The sequence below is a fragment of the Synechocystis sp. PCC 6714 genome (assembly GCF_000478825.2).
Lineage (GTDB): Bacteria > Cyanobacteriota > Cyanobacteriia > Cyanobacteriales > Microcystaceae > Synechocystis.
Map to the genome: position 1 here is coordinate 2360387 of NZ_CP007542.1, position 21080 is coordinate 2381466.

Annotated in this window: 18 protein-coding genes and 1 tRNA gene; 10 read left to right on the top strand and 9 right to left on the bottom strand. The window is 48.1% G+C overall.

Annotation, left to right across the window (positions count from 1 at the left end; translation table 11 throughout):
* Window positions 1-47 precede the first annotated feature (47 nt).
* From D082_RS10800 to bchD, 6 genes are all read left to right on the top strand, one after another.
* A complete protein-coding gene (locus D082_RS10800; RefSeq protein WP_028947664.1) occupies window positions 48-1709 on the top strand; it encodes an alpha/beta hydrolase in 1662 nt (553 codons plus the stop codon).
* A gap of 922 nt (window positions 1710-2631) precedes the next feature.
* On the top strand, window positions 2632-3168 hold the full coding sequence (locus tag D082_RS10805; RefSeq protein ID WP_038530759.1) for an S-layer homology domain-containing protein: 537 nt from the start codon (window positions 2632-2634) through the stop codon (window positions 3166-3168).
* Window positions 3169-3202: 34 nt separating this feature from the next.
* Complete coding sequence (locus D082_RS10810) at window positions 3203-3982, top strand: DUF2092 domain-containing protein (RefSeq protein WP_028947663.1); 780 nt, start codon at window positions 3203-3205, stop codon at window positions 3980-3982.
* A 51-nt stretch (window positions 3983-4033) separates the two neighbouring features.
* Entirely contained in the window at window positions 4034-4843 is an 810-nt protein-coding gene (locus tag D082_RS10815) for a DUF6515 family protein (RefSeq protein ID WP_028947662.1), read from the top strand.
* 53 nt (window positions 4844-4896) lie between these two features.
* Window positions 4897-6582, top strand: a complete 1686-nt coding sequence (locus D082_RS10820; protein WP_028947661.1) for a SulP family inorganic anion transporter — start codon at window positions 4897-4899, stop codon at window positions 6580-6582.
* Window positions 6583-6700: 118 nt separating this feature from the next.
* Entirely contained in the window at window positions 6701-8731 is a 2031-nt protein-coding gene (bchD, locus tag D082_RS10825) for a magnesium chelatase ATPase subunit D (RefSeq protein ID WP_028947660.1), read from the top strand.
* Here bchD and accC read toward each other — a convergent pair.
* Entirely contained in the window at window positions 8728-10074 is a 1347-nt protein-coding gene (gene accC / locus D082_RS10830) for an acetyl-CoA carboxylase biotin carboxylase subunit (RefSeq protein WP_028947659.1), read from the bottom strand. The two genes, bchD and accC, sit on opposite strands and share 4 nt — an antisense overlap.
* 118 nt (window positions 10075-10192) lie before the next feature.
* On the opposite strand from accC, the gene D082_RS10835 reads away from it, so the two are divergent.
* Window positions 10193-10852 (top strand): hypothetical protein, encoded by a 660-nt coding sequence (locus D082_RS10835; RefSeq protein WP_028947658.1) that lies wholly within the window; start codon window positions 10193-10195, stop codon window positions 10850-10852.
* A gap of 126 nt (window positions 10853-10978) precedes the next feature.
* Here D082_RS10835 and D082_RS10840 read toward each other — a convergent pair whose 3' ends face one another.
* A complete protein-coding gene (locus tag D082_RS10840; protein ID WP_028947657.1) occupies window positions 10979-11458 on the bottom strand; it encodes a nucleoside deaminase in 480 nt (159 codons plus the stop codon).
* 214 nt (window positions 11459-11672) lie between these two features.
* Between D082_RS10840 and fmt the strand changes: the two genes are divergently transcribed.
* Window positions 11673-12665, top strand: coding sequence for a methionyl-tRNA formyltransferase (fmt, locus tag D082_RS10845; RefSeq protein ID WP_081857645.1), 993 nt, complete (start codon window positions 11673-11675; stop codon window positions 12663-12665).
* A gap of 30 nt (window positions 12666-12695) precedes the next feature.
* Here the strand turns inward: fmt and map are convergent, their stop codons facing one another.
* The 5 genes from map to ald all read right to left on the bottom strand — a co-directional run bounded on the left by map (window position 12696) and on the right by ald (window position 17664).
* Window positions 12696-13457: a type I methionyl aminopeptidase gene (gene map, locus D082_RS10850; RefSeq protein WP_028947655.1), complete on the bottom strand. Its 762-nt coding sequence runs from the start codon at window positions 13455-13457 to the stop codon at window positions 12696-12698.
* Between the two features lie 187 nt (window positions 13458-13644).
* Window positions 13645-14844: an 8-amino-7-oxononanoate synthase gene (bioF, locus tag D082_RS10855; protein WP_028947654.1), complete on the bottom strand. Its 1200-nt coding sequence runs from the start codon at window positions 14842-14844 to the stop codon at window positions 13645-13647.
* Between the two features lie 66 nt (window positions 14845-14910).
* Window positions 14911-14984: transfer RNA gene (locus tag D082_RS10860), tRNA-Met, on the bottom strand.
* 125 nt (window positions 14985-15109) lie between these two features.
* Window positions 15110-16582 carry an aminotransferase class I/II-fold pyridoxal phosphate-dependent enzyme gene (locus D082_RS10865; RefSeq protein WP_028947653.1) on the bottom strand — a complete coding sequence of 491 codons (1473 nt, stop codon included), beginning with the start codon at window positions 16580-16582 and terminating at the stop codon, window positions 15110-15112.
* Window positions 16582-17664 carry an alanine dehydrogenase gene (ald, locus tag D082_RS10870; RefSeq protein ID WP_028947652.1) on the bottom strand — a complete coding sequence of 361 codons (1083 nt, stop codon included), beginning with the start codon at window positions 17662-17664 and terminating at the stop codon, window positions 16582-16584. The genes D082_RS10865 and ald overlap by 1 nt, the downstream gene beginning before the upstream one ends.
* A gap of 152 nt (window positions 17665-17816) precedes the next feature.
* On the opposite strand from ald, the gene D082_RS10875 reads away from it, so the two are divergent.
* Window positions 17817-18542: a pyridoxine 5'-phosphate synthase gene (locus D082_RS10875; RefSeq protein ID WP_028947651.1), complete on the top strand. Its 726-nt coding sequence runs from the start codon at window positions 17817-17819 to the stop codon at window positions 18540-18542.
* A gap of 94 nt (window positions 18543-18636) precedes the next feature.
* Window positions 18637-18957: an MgPME-cyclase complex family protein gene (locus D082_RS10880; RefSeq protein WP_028947650.1), complete on the top strand. Its 321-nt coding sequence runs from the start codon at window positions 18637-18639 to the stop codon at window positions 18955-18957.
* Window positions 18958-19029: 72 nt separating this feature from the next.
* On the opposite strand, the gene D082_RS10885 is transcribed toward D082_RS10880, so the two are convergent.
* Together D082_RS10885 and msrB are read right to left on the bottom strand one after the other, a co-directional pair.
* Window positions 19030-20424, bottom strand: a complete 1395-nt coding sequence (locus tag D082_RS10885; RefSeq protein WP_238546704.1) for a transglutaminase domain-containing protein — start codon at window positions 20422-20424, stop codon at window positions 19030-19032.
* Between the two features lie 98 nt (window positions 20425-20522).
* The gene (gene msrB / locus D082_RS10890; RefSeq protein WP_028947649.1) at window positions 20523-21053 is read right to left on the bottom strand and encodes a peptide-methionine (R)-S-oxide reductase MsrB; all 531 of its coding nucleotides are present in this window, start codon (window positions 21051-21053) and stop codon (window positions 20523-20525) included.
* Window positions 21054-21080: the final 27 nt, after the last annotated feature.

Consider the following 21080-nt stretch of genomic DNA (forward strand, 5'->3'; position numbering starts at 1 on the left):
CTACCATAAAACTTAAAACAAATTCTAGTCATCTATTGGCAACTAAAATGCTTAAAACTCAGAATTTACGATATCCTATCTCTAAAATAAGCTCTTTTTTATTAGGAATTGGAATTGCTTGTTTGACGATAATACCTGTTAAGGCTGCCGAGGAACTGTTTTTTATCTACAGTCCTGTAAATTTTTCCGTGGAAATTAGCTCATTAGAACTATTTGCCAAGGAAGGAAAAGTTAATAAAAATCTCGAATTTTATCTTCAGTTTGTCACCCCCGAACAAAAAGCGGCTTTCCGAGAAGTCCTGACCAAAAAGATTGATTTACCACCAGTGGTAATATCACGTTTTTTTAACACAAGTATTGGTGAAGATATTCTGACACGGCTGGGTAAAGGAATTACAATTCAAGGGGGAAGTAATGGCAAATATGCCCTCCGGGCCGCCCTTGTGCAAGCGGCATTTGATCCTGAGGGTTTTACTTTGATCAATGTGCTGAAAAAGTTACCAACCAATATGGAGTTTCAGGGGCCACTATTGTTGGGATTTGCCCAAGAGTCTCAAAAATTTATCTTAGCAACCGAAACTCTGATCAAAGAACTTCGCCAGCTTACGCTTGAGGAGGCTACCACCGATCGCCCCGTAGACTATTCTCAGTTAACGGATATGCGTCAAGTCGGCCCCCATAAATTTACTAAAGAGGTTTGGAATTTAACAGATACAAGCCGAAATCGCTCCTTTTATGTGGATGTTTATGTGCCCCAATCTGTTGATGCAGAAATGCCGGTGGTGGTATTCTCCCATGGGTTAGCGTCCCGTCCCGAAGACTATGGCCAAGCTTTAGAGCGTTTAGCCTCCTACGGTTTTTTAGTAGCGGCTCCCCAACATCCTGGTAGTGATAGCATTTGGGCTAAAGAAGTGTTAGAAGGCTATCACCAAGATGCCTTTGACCTCAATGATTTTATTAACCGCCCTAAAGATATTAGCTTTGTTATTGATGAATTAGAACGGCGGAATGCGACTCAATTTCAAAACAGGTTAAATTTACAAAATGTGGGCATGGGCGGCCATTCTTTCGGAGGCTATACGGCCCTGGCGATCGCCGGTGCAGAAATTGATTTCGAGAATCTAAAACAGGAGTGTGAGCGAGCCTATAGCGGTGTTAATGTTGCCCTTCTATTACAATGTCGTGCTGTAGATTTACCTCAGCAAACCTACAATTTTCGAGATAATCGAGTTAAAGCAGTGTTTGCCGCCAATCCTGTCAATCGCGCCATTTTTGGACCCAAGGGACTGGGTAAAATTACCATTCCCATTATGTTCGGTTCGGGAAGTTATGATCCTGCCGCTCCGCCGGCCCTAGAACAAGCCGCATCTTTTACCTGGTTAGGAAGTTCCCAGAAATACTGGGCAATGGTGGAAGGGCAAGCCCATGTTAATTTTTCGGAATTGGATGCAGGTCTGAGTAAAAGTATTGAAACTGTGACTCAATTGACCTTACCCAGTCAAGATTTAATCACTGATTACACGGCGGCTATTGAGATTCCTTTTTTCGAAATTTATATTAACCAAAATGAAAAATTTCGTCCCTATTTACAATCTGCCTATGCGGAATATTTAAGCCAGGGAAAAGAGTTTAAGCTGGATTTGATTAGTCAAGCTTCTGTTCCAAAGTTGATTGATGCCATTGAAAAATTTAAGCGAGAACACCCGTAACTTTAGTGGAAAAAGTAGTTTTGGGTAAATTAATAATACAAAAGGAATCGATACCTCGAATACGTACGGGACGAGTCAAGAAAGTGCTTTAACGACGGTATGCCGGCCCTGGAAGCGGCTAAGCGCATTGAGTTTGACCCCTATGGTGAGTGGCGTGCCCCTGCCGTCTGTATATGAATGTGGAGCGGGCTTAGCGCGAGTTTCGCAATGAACCCGCCGATGAGCCTTGGGATACTCCCGCCACCTTCGACGCTATCTATCAAGTTGCTAAGGCCAAAGGCATTGAAGTTGAATATTAAGAAAATTTTCCGGTAAATCACGAGTTACATAGCAAAAAGCGGGCTTCTTAGGACATTTTCAATTTTAAAACTCCTATTTCGGCAAAGTTTTTAGTGATTATTCATCCTAACTGTCCTAGTCTTTGCTACAACAGCTTACCTATCACTCCAGAGAAGCCGATGATGCCAACCGCGGAAAATCGACATGACCATGGTTTAGCGACGATGCGGACAGGTCCCAGTATTGACGCGGCCCTAGAGAATTTGGCAGTATCTAGCCCAGATTTGGCTCGCTGTCTGGCGGAGTTTCCTTTTGCCGATATTTACCCCCGTTCTGGACTGTTTGCCTTCCCACCAACCACCCCAAATTTTCTATCCGAATCTTGCGCCAAAACGGTTTTCAAGTGCGTAATGTCAACGGGGGAATAATGGCCCATTCTGTTTTCCTCCGAGAGAAAACGGTGGCCGGAATTTTGTATTAATTTTGATTGCTAATCCGTAAATTTCCTAGACTATCTTCTAGGATCAAACTATTTATAGTGGTTTCTAGTAAGACTGAGGCAGTCAAATTCACCAAAAAGCTTGTCAATAAAGACTTAAGTAGTCTCGAAATTATTTGAAATGACTATAAAACTCAAAAACTTATGAAATTGCCAAAACCATTTTTGTTGATGGCTTTAACGATGTCTCTGGCTGGGATGGCAAAAGTGAGCGTTGCCCATAACCACGAACTGCTTTTAATCCAAGATGTCCAGACGATCATTGCCCAAAACACAGCCGTAACGCTTACGGATATTACTAAAAATTCCTATCAAAAGGAAATTGTCCAAGCCCAACAATTAAACGTTGTGCAAGGTTTTCCCGATGGAAGTTTCCGCCCCAACCAACCTGTCACTTGGGAACAAGCCGATTTGGTCAGCTTTTTACGGCGGGCCCCAGAGTGGATTAAAACCAATTTAGGTCAGCCCCCAGTCTTGTCCCCCACCCAGGAGGCGATCGCCTTTACGGACATCTCAGGATTCAATCAACAATTAACGGATCAAATGTCGGCATTTTGCCAAGTTGCTTCCCTCGTAAATGAAAAGGGGACAAAATTTGCACCCAATCAACCAGCCCATCGGGACTATACAGCGGCGCCCATCGTTCGTACCCTCAATTGTTTGGCTGAAGGCGCTAAGTAAGTCCATTTTTCCCTAGCATTAATCGTCGTTACTTATGTTAAAAATTATCTCTACCCTAACAATTTCTTTAGGAATTTTTGGCGCTTTTCCTCTCTTGGCCCAAACCCCTACTCCCCAGACCAAAGAAATCGTCAGAACCACAGATCAATTAATTGATCAAGTTTGTGATTTTATCCAGTCCCAAAAGACCTTTAGTGTGGATATGGCCATTACCTACGATGAATTATTAGAAATAGGTAGTAAGGTGCAATACAGTGCCAATCAAAAACTATTGGTGGAAAAGCCTAACCGCTTACGCTCCGACTATGTGGGGGATGAACGGGTAACTAATTTTTACTATGATGGCAAGAATTTTACCCTCCAAGCTCCCAATTTGGGTTTTTATAATACTAAACCCGCCCCTAACACATTGGATGGTGTGCTGGATCAAATTGAAAGTAAATATGGCATTACTTTACCCATGTCTAATTTATTTGCCAGTAATCCCTGTGGGGACTTAAAAGCCGAAACCGAAAGTAGCTTTTTTGTGGGTAATAATTTAGTGGGCAATGAAGAAACCTATCAAATTTTACTGCAAGGGGAAGATCGAGACTTTCAAATGTGGATCAGCCAGGGCGAGCAACCTGTGTTAAAAAAAGCCATTATTACCTATAAAAATCTGCCTGGAGAACCTCAATATACAGTAGCGTTTTTCAACTGGAACTTTAAGCCAGAAGTACCTAGTAACGCTTTTGTTTTTACCCCAACTAAAGACGACGTAATGGTGGAATTTATCCCCTTAGATCAACTTAGTTTGCCGCCAGAAAATCAATAATTTTAGGACTAAATAGTTCACGTCATTCCATTAACAATTAGGGGCTTTTCTATGAAATCTTTAATTCGTCAAACCACCTGTCTCTTTTCTGTTCTAGTTTTGGGGCTAACTCTTTTACCCATGGATTCTGCCTTGGCCCGAGGTGGTCGAGGGGGCGGCGGCGGAGCTTCTCCTCGCATGAGTTCCGGTGGGGCAAATCGTAGTGGTGGTGGTATGCAAAATCGGGGCAGTTTTGACAGTGGCAGTCGTTCCCAAAACCGCAGTACGGGACAGGCTAATCGTCAAAGTACCCGTCAAACAGGTAGTCAAAGTCGTCAGGATAACCGCCAATCTACTCAACAAAACCGTCAGGATAATCGCCAAACGAGCAGTCAAAGCCGTCAAGATAACCGACAAGGTAACCAACAAAATCGCCAAGGGGAAAGATCTAATCGTACTGATACCCGACAAAGTAATGTCACCGATCGCCAAAATAATCGCCAAAACTTTGTGGATAACAATAATAATTGGTACAACGGCGGTGGCTGGTATGGGGGCGGCTACGGAGTACCACCGGGATGGGGTTTGGTCGGCTTAACCACTGGACTAGTTTTAGGATCGGCGATCGCCACTCCTCCTCCCTATTACGATACCGTCTATGTAGGCTCTTCGTCCTATATGTATTCCGATGGGGTTTATCTCCAACCCAGCGGGGATGAATATGTGATAGTTGCGCCACCAGTGGGAGCGACAGTTAATTATTTACCTGATGGTTGTACTTCTGTGAGCTTAAATGGGGGATATTATTTCGATTGCAGTGGTATTTACTATCAACCATTTTTTGAAAATGGCATAGCAGTTTATCAAGTCGTGCAATTCTAATTAGTAATTAGCCTAGAAATTGTTACAAATTTTGTTCCTGTTATGACTGTCCTGTGTTTAAACAAATATTTCCCATTTTCCAGTGGTTGCCAAATTATCAGCTCAGTTGGCTGAAAGCGGATTTGGTAGCTGGTTTAACTTTGGCCGCCTATGCCATTCCCGTAGCCCTCGCCTATGGATCTTTGGCGGGGTTGCCTTCCGAGGTGGGATTGTATTGCTATATGTTGGGGGCCATTGGCTACGCTTTTTTCGGCACTTCCCGTCAATTAGCGGTGGGACCCACCTCTGCTATTTCCATTCTCGTAGGGGTGAGTTTAGCCCCCTTGGCCAACGGTGATGCTGAACGTTATTTGATTTTGGCATCTTCCACTGCGGTGTTGGTAGCAATAATTTGTTTGCTGGCCTGGTTACTCAAGTTATCCCAGATTGTTAACTTTATTTCCGAACCAATCCTGAACGGTTTTAAGGCGGGAGCGGCACTACAAATTGCCTCCACCCAATTGCCCAAGCTATTCGGTGTACCATCCGGAGGCAGTAACTTTTTTAGTCGTATTTGGGATTTACTCCACCATTGGCAGGAAATTCAGCCTGCAACTCTGCTGGTGGGAAGTTTGGCTCTAGTTTTACTCGTTGTCGGCGATCGCCTTTGGCCATCCCAACCAATTTCTTTGCTGGTGGTGATTTTAGCCATTGTTGCTATGGGAATCACGAATTTACCGGAACAGGGGGTGAAAGTAGTGGGGGAAATTCCCCAGGGTTTACCTAGTTTTGGGATGCCCTATTGGAGTTTTAGTGACCTTGATAGCCTATTGCCCCTCGCCTTGGCTTGTTTTTTACTGTCTTATATCGAAGGTATTTCCACCGCCCGCAGTTTTGCAATTAAACATAACTACCGCATTAATCCAGAGCAGGAATTATTGGCGATTGGGGCGGCTAATCTGGTGGCGGGTTTAGGGCAAGGTTATCCCATAGCTGGGGGTCTTTCCCAATCGGCGGTAAATGAAAAAGCAGGGGCAAAAACACCCTTGGCTATCATTATCACCGCCTGTGTTATTGCCATAGTGTTGCTATTTTTCACTGGTCTTTTTCGCAATTTACCAGAGGCAATTCTCGGGGCAGTGGTTTTGGTGGCAGTGAAAGGATTGATTAACATTGCTGAGCTACGGCATCTAAAAAAAGTTGCCCCTCTGGAATTTAAGGTTTCTCTTATTGCTCTATTCGGAGTACTTTGCTTTGGAGTGCTACAGGGGGTTTTATTGGCGGCGATCGCCTCAATTTTATTCTTGATTTATATCATTTCCCATCCTAGTAATGCGATTTTAGGGAGAATTCCTGGCTCCGATCAATTTAGTGACATTGAACGTCATCCGGAAAACTTAATCATTCCTGGGGTGTTGATTTATCGAGTCAATGGGCCGATGCTATACTTCAACATTAATACCATCGAAAGTGATTTCTTTACCCAACTTTCTCAACAGCAAGAGCCGGTGGAATTGGTAATTTTTGAAATGGGAACTTGCTCCGGCGTTGATACTCCCGCCGCCCGTTGGTTTAAAATTCTATCGCAACGACTTAATCAACAAGGCATGACCTTAAAACTAGTAAATGCTAGTGGTCGGGTGCGGGATCGTTTGCGGGCAGAAGATTTAGAATCTTTGGTAGGTAATTTTCGTCGTTTAGACACCATTAATTCCCTTATTGCTGAATTCAGTTCCCAAAAACATTCAGATTTACCCTAGTTTTTTCTTCAACCATGGAATTCCAGAAATCCCCAAAAAGTTGCAGAAGTCCAGGCCCACCGGGGATGATGTTAAGTTATTGCTCAACCCTTTCTCCCGTCGGTACTGTTAACCATCCATGACCACCCTGACCCCCTTTATTCCCCTCAATTTCCCCATTACGGCGATCGTTGGCCAAGAGGCAATTAAGCTGGCTTTACTCCTAGGGGCGATCGATCCTGGCTTGGGAGGCATTGTTATTGCCGGACGGCGGGGCACAGCTAAATCGGTGATGGCTAGGGCGATTCACACTTTGCTCCCTCCCATTGAAATCATTAAGGGCAACCGCTACCAATGCGATCTTAAAAATCCCGGCAGTTGGGATGATGACACCCTGGAAAAATTTGCCAATGTTCCACTGGAGCAATTAGAAACCCAAGTAATTCCCGCTCCTTTTATTCAAATTCCCCTGGGGGTAACGGAAGATCGTTTGCTGGGATCGGTGGATGTAGAAAAATCCGTCAAACAGGGAGAAGCGGTGTTTCAACCGGGATTACTAGCCCAGGCCCATCGGGGAGTGCTGTATATCGACGAGCTTAATTTGTTGGATGACCAGATCGCCAACCAGTTACTAACGGTTTTAACAGAAGGAAAAAATCAGATTGAGCGCGAAGGCATTAGTTTCCAGCATCCCTGCCAACCTCTGTTAATTGCCACCTATAACCCGGAAGAGGGGCCGTTGCGTCGCCATTTGCTGGATCGGATTGCGATCGCCTTAAGTGCGGACGGTATTTTGGGGCTGGATCAACGGGTGGCTGCAGTGGATCAGGTTTTAGCCTACGCCAATGCTCCGATGAATTTCATTGACCAATATGATGCCGAGTTGGACGACCTGAAAACGACAATTATTCTAGCCAGGGAATGGCTTAAGGAAGTGAGTTTAACCCCGGAACAGGTGGGTTATCTGGTGGAGGAAGCGATCCGGGGCGGTCTCCAGGGCCATCGGGGGGAATTATTTGCTATCCGGGTGGCCAAGGCGATCGCCGCTTTGGATGGCCGTAGTGATGTGCAAGCAGATGATTTACGGCAAGCAGTGGAATTGGTGATTGTGCCCCGCAGTGTGCTGATGGATAATCCCCCACCTCCTGATCAAGCACCGCCGCCGCCCCCTCCCCCGCAAAATCAAAACGAAGGGGAAGATGAGCAAGAGGATCAACAGGATGATAAGGAAGACGACAAAGATAATGAACCGGAAGCGGAGCAAGATCCCCCCAGCATTCCCGAAGAATTTATTTTCGATCCGGAAGGGGTGAGCCTCGATCCGTCGGTGTTATATTTCGCCCAAATGGCCCAAAAACAAGGTAAATCCGGCAGTCGCTCTGTCATTTTTTCCGATGACCGGGGGCGTTACCTCAAACCGATTTTGCCCAAGGGAAAAGTGCGACGCATTGCTGTGGATGCCACGTTGCGGGCCGCTTCCCCCTACCAAAAATCCCGCCGTCTGCGCCATCCCGATCGCCAGGTAATTGTGGAGCAAGGGGATATTCGGGGTAAAAAGTTAGTGCGGAAAGCCGGGGCCTTAATTGTCTTTTTGGTGGATGCGTCGGGGTCTATGGCGTTAAACCGTATGCAGGCCGCTAAAGGGGCAGTGATGCAGTTACTCACGGAAGCCTACGAAAATCGAGATCAGGTTTCCCTCATTCCTTTCCAGGGGGAAAATGCCGAAGTATTGTTACCCCCCACCCGTTCCATTGCCATGGCCAAAAAGCGGCTAGAAACTTTGCCCTGTGGTGGTGGTTCTCCCCTCTCCCACGGCTTAATGCAGGCGGTCAATGTGGGCATCAATGCCAAACACTCCGGGGACATTGGTCAGGTGGTGATCGTGGCCATCACCGATGGTCGGGGCAATATTCCCTTGGCCCGTTCCCTAGGCGATGAAATTCCCGAAGGAGAAAAGCCCGACATTAAAGCCGAACTGTTGGAAATTGCCGCCAAAATTCGGGGTTTAGGGATGCAATTGTTGGTCATTAACACCGAGAAAAAATTTGTTTCCACCGGCTTCGGCAAAGAATTGGCCCAAAAGGCCGGCGGTAAATATTACCAGTTACCTAAAGCCACCGACCAGGGCATTGCTTCCATGGCCCGCCAGGCGATCGCCGATATGGGCTAGGGCGTTAAATGCTCTTCAATGAAATTGGTGTACACATCCCCGGCCAGAAAAGCTGGGGTTTGTAATATACGCTGGTGAAATTCCAATGTGGTAGGTACCCCGGTGATGGCACATTCCCGCAAGGCCCTCTGCATTCTCTTAATGGCCGAGGGGCGATCGCCAGCCCAGACAATTAGCTTGCCGATTAAAGAATCATAGTAGGGAGGGATTTCGTAGTCAGTGTAAACGTGGGAATCAATGCGGACTCCAGGGCCACCGGGGGGCAAATAAGCACTGATTTTGCCGGGGTGGGGACGAAAATTCTGCTTTGGATCCTCGGCGTTAATGCGGCATTCAATGGCGTGGCCTCGAATTTCCACGTCGGACTGACGGAAGCGGAGTTTTTCCCCCATGGCAATGCGGATCTGTTCTGCAATCAAGTCATAGCCGGTGATCATTTCTGTAACCGGATGTTCCACCTGAATCCGGGTGTTCATTTCCATAAAGTAGAAATTACCGTTCCCATCCACCAAAAATTCCACCGTGCCGGCCCCGACGTAGTTAATGGATTTGGCCGCTTTCACCGCCGCTTCCCCCATTTTTTTCCGCAGGTGGGGAGTTAAAAAGGGACTGGGGGCTTCTTCCAGTAACTTTTGGTGCCGCCGTTGGATGGAACAATCCCTTTCCCCTAGGTGCACTATGTTGCCGTGGCTATCGGCCAAAATTTGGAACTCGATATGCCGGGGTTTTTCAATGAATTTTTCCAAGTAAACCCCCGGATTACCAAAGGCCGCCCCCGCTTCCCCCTGGGCCGCATGGAACAGTTTGAGAAAATCCTTTTCCTCCTGCACCAGGCGCATGCCCCTACCACCGCCCCCGGCCGTAGCTTTAATAATCACTGGGTAACCAATTTCCGCCGCGATTTTTAGGGCCGTGGCTTCCGACTCGATCAATCCAGGACTACCAGGTACACAGGGTACACCGGACTTTTGCATAGTTTTCTTGGCAGTGGATTTATCCCCCATGGCAGTGATGGCTTCGGGGCTTGGGCCAATGAAAGCAATTTGATGGTCGGCGCAAATTTCAGCAAAGCGGGCATTTTCCGCTAAAAATCCATAACCAGGGTGAATGGCAGTGGCATTGCGGGTGAGAGCGGCGGCGATAATATTGGGAATGTTGAGATAGCTTTTATTGCTGGGGGGTGGCCCAATGCACACACTCTCGTTGGCTAGTTGCACGTGGAGGGCATGGCGATCAATGGTGGAGTGGACTGCTACGGTGGGAATGCCCAGTTCTTCGCAACTGTGAATGATGCGTAGGGCGATCTCTCCCCGATTGGCAATTAAAATTTTGGCGAATTGCATTGGTCCACCCAGCTCTAGCGTTGGTAAAACGATGTGTTTAGTCTCTTAGTAGAATATCGGGTTTTGTTGACTAGGCGATCGCCGATATACTGACCCCGCGCCCCCATCCCCATTGCCCATGACTTCCCCACCAACTCCAGACCAAGCCACCGATGAGTATTTTGAGTATCATTTTGCCCATCGGGTCACCCCCGACCACCACCAAATTTTTTTGGAGTGCCAGGAACAGTTAAAAATATTAGTAACAAAATATCCTGGTTATATCAGCAGTGAATCCACCGAACTGCGCTCCGAAGGAGATCTTTTTGTGGCGGAAACGGTAATCCGTTTTGATACCTTAGAAAACTTTATCGGCTGGCTGGATAGCTCCGAACGCAGGCAGTTAATTTACCTCGAAGAAAATGCTGGTTATCAGTTTGAAGGCAAAGTCAATGCTGAAGGTTATAGCCGTTGGTTAAAGCGCCAACTGAGCAAAAGAGCCCCTGTATGGAAAATAAACCTGTTGGTGTTGTTAGTGCTTTATCCTACTGTGATGGGATTTAACCTGTTATTCCGTAAACCAGATTTTATCGACTTTCCCACCTGGATGCTATTTGGCAACCTTTGTAGCGTCTCTATCACGGGTTGGTTTGCAGTGCCCTGGGTTAGTGGCATTTATCAACGTTGGCTAGAAGGTCAAGGCACAAAAAAAGAGCAAGTTCTGGCGTTGGTAACCATCATCCTTGCTCTACTTTTACTCCTACAATTCTTTCGGGTAGTTTCCCAACAATTGGTCTAAAAAATAACGCTATAGTTGATTTAATTGAAAGTAAGACACTGACCAGAGCTAAAAGCGTCTTTGGTAAAGACTTTAGTCGTCTCAATCTTACTTTGATTGGCTATATCTGATAAAAGTTATACCAGCCTAATAGCGGGCACCGTCCGGTAACTGACGAAATTCTTCCCAAACCACCTGGGCTTCTTCCTGTAAAATCTGCTCCGGTGCGAGTAGTCTTTCTGGGTAAGGTTTTTCCAAATCTTTACTAATGTTACTGTCATCAAAAAGATCTTCAAAATCGCTCCAACCGGCGGCGTAGTAAATTTTGTCGATCCGGGCCCAGTAGCTGGTGGCGTAGCACATGGGGCAACATTCACAACTGCTATACATCACCGCCCCTTCCAGGTTCCAACTGCCCACCATTTGACAGGCTTGGCGAATGGCATTAACTTCCGCATGGGCAGAGGGATCGTTATCTTTAATCACACTATTACCCGCCGCGCCAATCACTTCCCCATCTTTGACAATCACTACGCCAAAGGGGCCGCCGGTCTTGTTGACCACCCCCGCATCCCTCATAATGGCGATCGCCTGGCGCATGTACTCACGGTCTTGTTCGGTAACCATTGTGGTTATATCCTCAGAAAAGGTAGATTTAGTCGGATGAACTACGACTGTACTTAGTTGCAATTTGCTTAACTATCGGCCCGAATTGTACTTTTAATTAACTGGAAGAATTAATGTAGAGATGCCGTTTCTCACAATTCTTTACATTATTAAGGGTAATTAAGGCCATGGTAATTAAAGGTGTAATGAACTGGCCAGACTTTTTAGATATTTTGTGATGAAAACCGTTTTCTTTGGTACACCAGATTTTGCTGTCCCTACCCTGGAAGCCCTTTTGGGACAAGGAAATATCGATGTGTTGGCGGTGGTGAGCCAGCCCGATCGCCGTCGGGGTAGGGGGAGTAAGTTAATCCCTTCCCCCGTCAAGGAAGTGGCAACAAAAGCGGGCATTCCTGTGTGGCAACCGGAACGGGTCAAACGATGTGAAGAAACTTTAGCTAAATTAAAAAATTGCCAAGCGGATTTCTTTGTGGTGGTGGCCTATGGGCAAATACTTTCCCCAGAAATTTTGGCCATGCCCCGGCTAGGGTGTATCAATGTCCACGGTTCCCTCTTGCCTAAATATCGGGGGGCGGCTCCCCTGCAATGGGCGATCGCCAATGGAGAAACGGAAACTGGGGTAACCACCATGCTGATGGACGAAGGCATGGACACTGGCGCCATGTTGCTGAAAACTACCACCCCCATCGGTCTAGTAGATAACCTAACGGCGATCGGCGATCGGTTAGCCCAGGCAGGAGCAGAATTGTTGCTGCAAACCCTAAAGGACTTAGATGGAGGCCAACTGCAACCCACTCCCCAAACTGAAATGGAAGCGACCTATGCCCCCCTGCTGAAAAAAGAAGATTTTGTCATTGACTGGCAACGGAGTGCCCTAGAAATTCATAACCAAGTCCGGGGTTTTGCCCCAGCGTGTCACACAGCTTGGGGAGAGCAAACGTTAAAAATAATTAGCACTGTTCCCCTGGGGGATGAATTCTTTCCCCTGTTACCACAAAGGTATCAGGGTTTAGCCAAGGCTTATAGCGGTTGTTCCTTCCAGTCCGGTCTACCAGGGCAAATTATCGGCACCATCAAAAATTGGGGCCCCGTTCTGCAAACCGGCAACGGGCACCTATTGTTGGCACAAGTTCAGCCGCCGGGAAAAAAGCCCCAAAGCGGTTGGGATTTCATCAACGGCAACCGGAGCACCATTAGTTTCCTCTGAAGTGGGTTGATTCTGCTGACATGGGGCCGACTAATCTCCCAAAGTTAAGATTTCTACCCCATCTTCGGTTACCGCAATGGTATGTTCAAACTGGGCAGAGAGCTTACCATCTTTAGTGATGGCAGTCCAACCGTCATCGAGTAACACCGCCTCCCAGGTACCTTCATTGATCATCGGTTCAATGGTGAAGACCATACCAGGCCGCAATCTTTTGCCTTTGCCAGCTTTGCCGTAATGGGGAATTTGTGGGGCAGTGTGGAAAATTTTGCTAATGCCATGGCCAACAAAGTCCCTAACGACAGAAAATCCCTGGGCTTCGGCATGGGTTTGAATGGCAGACCCAATGTCCCCAATTCTGCCACCGGGTTTAACGGCTTCAATGCCTAAGCGTAAGCATTCTTCGGTGACTTTAACTAATTTCTCTGCCACGGGGCTGGGGGTACCAACAAAAAAAGTACGGGAACAATCTCCATGGTAGCCATCCAAAATGGGGGTAACATCGACGTTGATGATGTCTCCCTCCTGCAATACCCGTTTTCGGTGGGGAATGCCGTGGCAGATAACTTCGTTGATGCTGGTGCAAATAGATTTGGGAAAGCCATTATAGCCAAGGGGAGCGCTGATGGCCCCGTGGGCTTTGGTCCATTTTTCCGCTTCGTCATTCAACTCTAGGGTGGTTACCCCTGGTTGTACCATTGGCGCTAGGTGATCAAGTAGGGCCGCCGCTAGTTGGCCCGCCTGCCGCATTTTTTCTATTTCTCGGCGGGAGAGGAGGGTAATAGTGTCGCCCATTGATAATGCTTACTTTAATACTGGAAAAGATCGAAAGATGTGGCCGGTTCTGCCTTAAGTTTAACCAAAACCTCCATCTAGTTCAGTCTCCCATGGCAAGGACGTGATCTTCAAGGGGAAAACGGGGAGATTGAAATACTTTCAATAAGATTGGGATAAAGGCACGCCAATTCTGATTATGGGAGGCTTAGAGCCAGGAAAGACTGGGATGGGAGTAATAGCAGTCCAGGGCTCCCAATAGCTGATCAATGTGCCCTTGAGAATGGCTGGCCATGACCGAGAAACGTAGTCGGCTGTGGGGAACAGTGGGGGGCCGAATGGCTGGGGCAAAAATTCCCTCCCCTCGCAGATAGTTGGCCATTTCTAGAGCTTTAGCTGGGTTAGCAGACCCTATCCATAGGATGGGGGAATGGATTGGCGATCGCCGAAAATTGAGTTTTGCTGAATGTTCTAATCCCTGGGCGAGGTAATCTGCGTTGCGCTGGAGTCGGGCAATGCGTTCCGGTTCCCGCTGGATTAGCTCAATGGCGGCCAGGGCGGCGGCGGTATCAGCAGGGGAAAGGCCGGTGGTATAAATCCAAGTGGCAGCACGATTACGGAGAAAATCAATCAAAGAGGTTGTACCGGCCACATAACCGCCTAAACTCCCCAGAGCTTTGCTAAGGGTGCCCCCCTGAATCCAATTCCCCACCGGCAAGTTAAAATGCTCCCGACAGCCCGCACCGGTTTTTCCCATAGTGCCAGTGCCATGGGCATCGTCCACCAGTAACATGCTTGCAAACTGATCGGCGATCGCCACTAGGTCCGGCAGCGGACAAATATCGCCATCCATACTGAACACGCCATCAGTGACAATCAAGCAACGACGGTAACTTTCTCGATGTTTTGTCAACAGGTCGGTTAAAGTTTTGGGGCAACCATGGTCATAGTTAATCACCGTTGCCCCACTTAACTGCGCCCCTCGCTTTAGGCTGGAATGATTATATTCATCGGCCAAAATCAAATCCCGCTTACCCACCAATGCGGTGATGGTACCCAGATTAGCTAAATAGCCAGAACTAAACACCAAAGCGGCTTCCGTGCCTTTCCACTGGGCAATGGCCTGCTCCAAGTCTTGGTGTAGCTGACGGTGGCCACTCAGCAACCGGGACCCTGTACTGCCTGTGCCCCAATGGGCAATCGCCTTAGTGGCGGCGGTTTTTAGCTCGGGATGGTCAGCCAAACCAAGGTAGTCATTACTAGCAAAATTAATTAAGCGTTGCCCACCCAACTCAATTTCTGGCCCTGGTCCTCTGCTGACAATTTCAGGATGGCGATGCCAATTGGCCCGTTGAATGGTTTCCAGGGCGTCATCTAGCCAAGTGTAGGCAGTGGAAGCAGTGGACATAAATTTAAATCCAATACAACAAAACCCCAGACCATTATCTAGTCCGGGGGGGATGTTCTTACTCAATGGCGGGAGGCGGATTTGAACCACCGACCTTCGGGTTATGAGCCCGACGAGCTACCAGACTGCTCTATCCCGCGTCGCTTTAGTCATCATAACTGATAGGGAGAATTTTTGCCAGATTTTATTTTCAGGGCGGGTCTGTTCACCGGAGTTGGTCGACCTTAAATTTAAGACACTAATGATTTATACAGAATTTCTGTTCTTAAATGACAGAGGGGGTGAGCACGGTCAAGTGGGTCAATTCTTCGCTAGCCAAACCACTGACAGTGCCCCCTAAATTTAAAACTTCTGCCAAAAAGGCGATCGCCTCTGGGGTAATGACTTCACCGGGGATTAGGACAGGAATACCGGGAGGATAGGGGCAAAGCAGACCGGCACTAATCTGCCCAATGGCTTGGTCAACGGTTACTAATTGTTGGGGAGCATGGGCGGCTCGGCGGGGAGTCATGGCTAGAATAGTACTAGGTAAGACAGGTAAAGTTAAGTGAAAAGGTTGTTGAAGATTCGTAGGCGCTAACTGGGTTAAAGCTTCCAATAAACGTTCTAAATCCTGGGTCTGATTGCCAATGCTAACGATAAAACTCAACTGCCTTAGGGTGGGCAATTCCGCCGTAATTTGAAACTTTTCCCTTAACAGATCATCTAACTCAAATCCTGACATTCCCCAAGCAGTAACATCAATGGTGATGCGAGTCGGATCGATGGTTAAAGCTCCCGGCAAAGGTCGGCTAATTTCTAATAAAATTAACCCAGGAATTTGACTTAATTGTTGTCGGTAATGGAAAGTAAAATTCAATACTTCTGCTATTTTTTTCCTACCACCATTGGCCATTTGATGTCGTGCACTATCAAGGGAAGCAAGTAAAACATAATTGGGGCTGGTAGATTGAATCAATTGTAAACATTGACTAATTCTTTGGGGATTAATTAAATTGCCTTGGGCATGGACTATGGCGCATTGACTTAAAGCCCCCAGCATTTTATGGGTAGATTGGATGACAATATCCGCTCCTAATTCTAAAGCCGGTCTAGGTAAGGAAGGATGAAAAGGAAAATGGGCACCGTGAGCTTCATCAACAATGACAGGTAGGTTAACTCTATGACTTAATTCAATTAATTTTTGTAAGTCTCCCACAACGCCGTGGTAGGTAGGATGAAGCAAAAATACCGCTTTAGCATCCCCATGTTCTTGTAATGCTTGACTTAAAGTTTCCTCCGTCACCCCCAAAGCTAAATCCCAATCGGGGTTAATTTCCGGTTCCAAAAATATTGGCACTGCCCCAGCATGGATAATTCCGGCGATCGCCGCTTGGTGAACATTCCGAGGCAAAAGGATTTTGTCCCCATCACCGCAGGTGGCCAAAATCGCCGCAATAATGCCCGCGGTGGAACCGTTAACGGAAAACCAAGTCCTTTCCGCCCCCCACAATGCCGCCGCTAACTCCTGAGCTTTGGCGATCGCCCCGGTGGGAGCAAATAGATTATCCAGTTCTGGTAATTCCGGCAGATCAGCTTGGAAGAGAGTCGGCCCCAACCATTGCTTAAAACTAGGGGCAATCCCCTGACCCCGTTTATGGCCCGGCGCATAAAAAGGCGTGTCCCGCTGTTGAGCAAGGTTTTTCAACGCATTTACTAGGGGCAAATCCCGTTGATTGAGTTGATTGAAATGAACCATTAGAGATCCGGAAATACTGTTTTAACCGCTGTCTGCACCAATTTTCCGGCCTGGACATTGACCCCTTTGGCTAACGCTAAATCATCTTGCCAAGCCTTTTCCCCCAGGTTGGCTAATTTCAACACATAGGGTAATGTACTATTATTCAAAGCTTGGGTTGCTGTCCAGGGCGTGGCCCCCGGCATATTGGGAATTCCCACATGGACTACGCCCGCTTCCACATAACTAGGCTTACTGTGGGATGTAACTCGCAAGGTTTCCACACAGCCCCCCTGGTCGATCGCCACATCCATAATTACTGCGCCCGGTAGCATTTCCTCCACTTGGGGCCGGGACACTAAAATAGGGGCTCTTTTTCCCGTGATTAATACTGCTCCAATGAGTAAATCGGTGTGGGGTAATAAATCTTCAATTTGACTGGCATTGCTGTAGCGTAAATCCACCCGGGAACCAAACAATTCCCCTAATTGGTTTAAACGATCCACATTAACGTCCAAAATAGTTACCATGGCCCCTAGGCCGATCGCCATTTTGGCCGCTTCCGTACCGACAACGCCCCCCCCAAGGATAGTCACCTGCCCCGCTTTAACTCCGGGCACTCCCCCCAGCAGAACGCCCCGGCCACCCTGTTGTTTTTCTAGGTAATGGGCCCCCATCTGCACTGCCAATCGCCCCGCAATGCGACTCATGGGAGCTAACAACGGCAATTGACCATCGGCCAGCTCCACCGTTTCGTAGGCGATCGCCGTAATGCCGGATTTAATTAGAGCTTCGGTGAGGGGACGTTCCGCCGCCAAGTGGAGATAGGTGAACAAAAATTTAGGCAGGGTCAAATATTCATACTCGCTGGGGAGAGGTTCTTTAACTTTGACAACTAATTCCCTCTGCCAAGCTTCTTTGGCTGTGGCAACCAATTCAGCCCCCGCTTTTTCGTAGGCCGAATCGGGAAAACCAGAACCAACCCCCGCCCCCTGCTCCACAAACAACCGATGACCCTGGGCCACCAAAGCCCGCCCACTGCTGGGGGTCAGCCCCACCCGAAATTCCTGGTCTTTGATTTCCTTGGGAACGCCGATTTCCATACAAATTTCTGCAAAGGGAATAGATATGCGGACACCCCCATTAAATCAAACATTCCGGCGGATGCCATGGATCGACCAACTATCGGTTTGCCCTGCATTTCCCCTAAAATGATAAGTCCGCTCACATTCACCAAAACATTAAGAGGTCTGCTTTGCTAACACTGGGGGTCAACATCGATCACGTGGCAACCATTCGCCAAGCCCGCCAAACGGTGGAGCCAGACCCGATCGCCGCCGCTGTGTTAGCGGAATTAGCTGGGGCCGATGGCATCACCGCCCATTTACGGGAAGATCGTCGCCACATCCAAGAACGGGACGTGGAAATATTACGCAAAACGGTACGCACCCATTTAAACCTGGAAATGGCCGCCACACCGGAAATGGTGCAAATTGCTCTCCAGCTCAAACCTGATTACGTCACCCTAGTGCCGGAACGACGGGAAGAGGTCACCACGGAAGGGGGCTTAGATGTGGCCGGTAACTTGAACTACTTAGCTGGGGTGGTCCAGCAATTGCAAGGCCAAAACATTCCTGTCAGCCTGTTCATTGACGGCGATCCGCCCCAACTGAAAGCCGCCGCCGCCACCGGGGCCAAATTTATCGAATTGCACACGGGGAAATACGCCAATGCCCCCACCGTCGACTACCAAGCCAGGGAATTGGGCACCCTCGCGATCGCCTGCGACATTGCCTTGGAATTGGGGCTACGGATCAACGCCGGCCATGGGTTGACCTATTGGAATGTGCGCTCTGTGGCGGAATTACCAGGCATGGAGGAACTGAACATTGGCCATAGCATCATGAGCCGAGCCATTCTAGTGGGCATGGAAAGGGCAGTACGGGAAATGAAATTAGCTATGCTGGGCCTGCCGTTTTAGCGCCGGGCCCATGGTAGGTTAGGGAGTTGGGCGTTAACAGTTTTTGCAAACGCTGGCATTAATCAGTATTTTTATTCGTAATAAAATCAACCATATGGCCACCTATTACTACGCTTTAGCCAGTCAGAAATTTCTCCTCGAAGAAGAACCCTTTGAAGAGGTGCTGAAGGAACGGCGGCGTGACTATGCTGAAAAAAATAAGGAGATCGATTTTTGGCAAGTAATTCAGCCAGCCTTTCTTAACGCGCCGGCATTGGCGGAAGCAAAAGCAAAAGCCCCTGAAAAAAATGTGGCAATTATCTCCACCAATAAATCCTTTATTGTTTGGGTCAAACTGCGGCTGGAATATGTGCTCACCGGGGAATTTGAAGCTCCCTCCTCCGCCATTCCCGATCCCCTTGCTTCCCTGGGTTAGGGTTAACAGTGATGGCCAACAACTATGGCCCATGGGCGTGCTCTTCCCCATTGAACAGTGGAGCAAATTCCCCTAATCGTATTCCAGCAAGCTCCAAAACTGTTTACTGCCGGGAAACTGGGCGGCTACGGTTACATTATCAAAGCGAATAATTTCCGAGCCGGTGAAAATGTCCCCGGTACGGTCTAGGGGGATCAGTTCCCGCCGTTCCCGGTCCACTAAAACTACCTTTTCTGCCCCCGGTACTTGGATTTGGAAATAGCTGGCCTGGTTTTGGGGTAAACTCCGCCCCAGGGGGGAAATTAATCGCACTTGCTTGTCGCTAAAGGTGCCGTAGGTGCTGGGAAATGGCTGCCCTGCTCCCTGGGCAGTCACGTCATAGGCGATCGCCTGATAATAGGTTTCCTCCTGGGAATTTTTGCTCAGGATCAATAACTGATAGTCCCCTGGTTGGGGAAAGGCGGCATTGACTGTCACCTGCCCCCGGTGATTTTGGCTAAGGGTATATTGCTTATCTAGGGGCTGGCCGTTGTTATCCATCAATTGGGCCACCGCTTGCACATCATTACCGGTGCGGATAGTCACTTCCAAATCCCCACCAGCTACGATGTTATTTTTTTTGTGACTGACCAACGTTATGCCATCCCGGAAAAATCTGGGGGTGAGGGCCGGCAGGGTATCAAACGTTTGGCGATCGTAGGGTTGGGGGAGTAACTGCCATTGGCTTTCCCTGGGAAAATGACTGACAATTAATTGCTCGGGCGGCGTAGCAAAATAGGTGGGGTTAAATTTAGCCTCGAACTTACCATCGCTGACAATGCCTGCCCCCCAGGTGGTGTCGAGTAAATACCATTTGCCGTCTATTTTCACCCCGTTCCAAGCGTGATTAACGTCCGGGTCATCCCCCACAATTACGTCCCCCCCCTTGGCAAAGCCTTCGATAATTACCACCTCCAGCCCTAGCTCTTTAGCGAGAGCTTGATACAAATTGGAGTAGCCAGAGCAGATGGTTTCCCCCCGAGCAAGCACCGTTGCTGGCCTGAGGTCATCAATGTTGCGGGTTTCCGCCATGGGCACATCATAGGCAATATTTTGGGTAATCCAGCTATAGGCTAAGCGGGCTTTTTCCCATTCATTGTTGGCCAAGGGACGGATTAAAGCGGCCAATTCTTTAACGGAGGTGCCTTGATAGACAATGCCACCGGCCAGATTATCTAACCTTTCCCCTTCATTGACAGAAAAACTTACCGTATTACCAGCAATGGGGTTGTCCACCCGTTGGGTTACCACCAGGGTTTTGGGATTAATGCCCTGGGGTAAATTATCGGCGATCGCCCCTAGGTTAACGGGCGGTAAACTTTTGGAACCACCACTGGGGCTGAAATACCAAATCCCTGCCCCGATCAAACCCACCAGCATCAGGGCGAGGAAAAAGCCGCCGTTAGCTTTCGGTGACTTTTTAGTCATCCTTCGTCGGGTTGACCGAGGTTGGGGACGGTAAGAACTCACAGTAATAAGCGTTGATTAACGCTGAAAAATTGAAGTTGACAAAATCAAGAAAAAACCTAAGCGCCGATAAACTTGAGGGAAACACCGTTCATGCAATAGCGTTTGCCGGTGGGTTGGGGACCATCGTCAAAAACATGGCCTAAATGGCCGCCACAACGGGAGCAATGAACCTCAGTGCGGGTCATGAAAAAGGATTTATCGACGGTGTAAGCCACCGCATTTTCCAAGGGAGCATAGAAACTGGGCCAACCGGTGCCGGAATCAAACTTGGTTTCGGAAGAAAATAAGGGAAGATCACAACCAGCACATTCGTAAGTACCTGGATCATAGTTTTTATCCAGGGGGCTAGTACCAGCTCTTTCCGTGCCATGTTTACGGAGCACTTTATAGGCTTCTGGGCTCAGTTGCTGTTGCCATTCTGCATCAGTTTTGGTAACTTCAAAAACTTCGTTTGTTTTAGCCATGATTTGAGGTTCAAGTTCGGATTTAAGTTGGGGTTGGGATTTGTTGGTTGAGTGCACATATTGAGCTAGCCAGAAGGCCCCCAGGGAGGCGGTGCCCACTTCTAAAAGGTAACGTCTTTTCATGGTTCGAGGTTGGGGGGAAAGGTACGG

What these genes read in the sequence shown, in the direction of transcription:
- D082_RS10800 (WP_028947664.1), top strand. Translation starts at nt 48, where the DNA reads ATGCTTAAAACTCAGAATTTACGATATCCTATCTCTAAAATAAGCTCT.
- D082_RS10805 (WP_038530759.1), top strand. Translation starts at nt 2,632, where the DNA reads ATGAAATTGCCAAAACCATTTTTGTTGATGGCTTTAACGATGTCTCTG.
- D082_RS10810 (WP_028947663.1), top strand. Translation starts at nt 3,203, where the DNA reads ATGTTAAAAATTATCTCTACCCTAACAATTTCTTTAGGAATTTTTGGC.
- D082_RS10815 (WP_028947662.1), top strand. Translation starts at nt 4,034, where the DNA reads ATGAAATCTTTAATTCGTCAAACCACCTGTCTCTTTTCTGTTCTAGTT.
- bchD (WP_028947660.1), top strand. Translation starts at nt 6,701, where the DNA reads ATGACCACCCTGACCCCCTTTATTCCCCTCAATTTCCCCATTACGGCG.
- accC (WP_028947659.1), bottom strand. Translation starts at nt 10,074, where the DNA reads ATGCAATTCGCCAAAATTTTAATTGCCAATCGGGGAGAGATCGCCCTA.
- D082_RS10835 (WP_028947658.1), top strand. Translation starts at nt 10,193, where the DNA reads ATGACTTCCCCACCAACTCCAGACCAAGCCACCGATGAGTATTTTGAG.
- D082_RS10840 (WP_028947657.1), bottom strand. Translation starts at nt 11,458, where the DNA reads ATGGTTACCGAACAAGACCGTGAGTACATGCGCCAGGCGATCGCCATT.
- map (WP_028947655.1), bottom strand. Translation starts at nt 13,457, where the DNA reads ATGGGCGACACTATTACCCTCCTCTCCCGCCGAGAAATAGAAAAAATG.
- bioF (WP_028947654.1), bottom strand. Translation starts at nt 14,844, where the DNA reads ATGTCCACTGCTTCCACTGCCTACACTTGGCTAGATGACGCCCTGGAA.
- D082_RS10865 (WP_028947653.1), bottom strand. Translation starts at nt 16,582, where the DNA reads ATGGTTCATTTCAATCAACTCAATCAACGGGATTTGCCCCTAGTAAAT.
- ald (WP_028947652.1), bottom strand. Translation starts at nt 17,664, where the DNA reads ATGGAAATCGGCGTTCCCAAGGAAATCAAAGACCAGGAATTTCGGGTG.
- D082_RS10880 (WP_028947650.1), top strand. Translation starts at nt 18,637, where the DNA reads ATGGCCACCTATTACTACGCTTTAGCCAGTCAGAAATTTCTCCTCGAA.
- D082_RS10885 (WP_238546704.1), bottom strand. Translation starts at nt 20,424, where the DNA reads ATGACTAAAAAGTCACCGAAAGCTAACGGCGGCTTTTTCCTCGCCCTG.
- msrB (WP_028947649.1), bottom strand. Translation starts at nt 21,053, where the DNA reads ATGAAAAGACGTTACCTTTTAGAAGTGGGCACCGCCTCCCTGGGGGCC.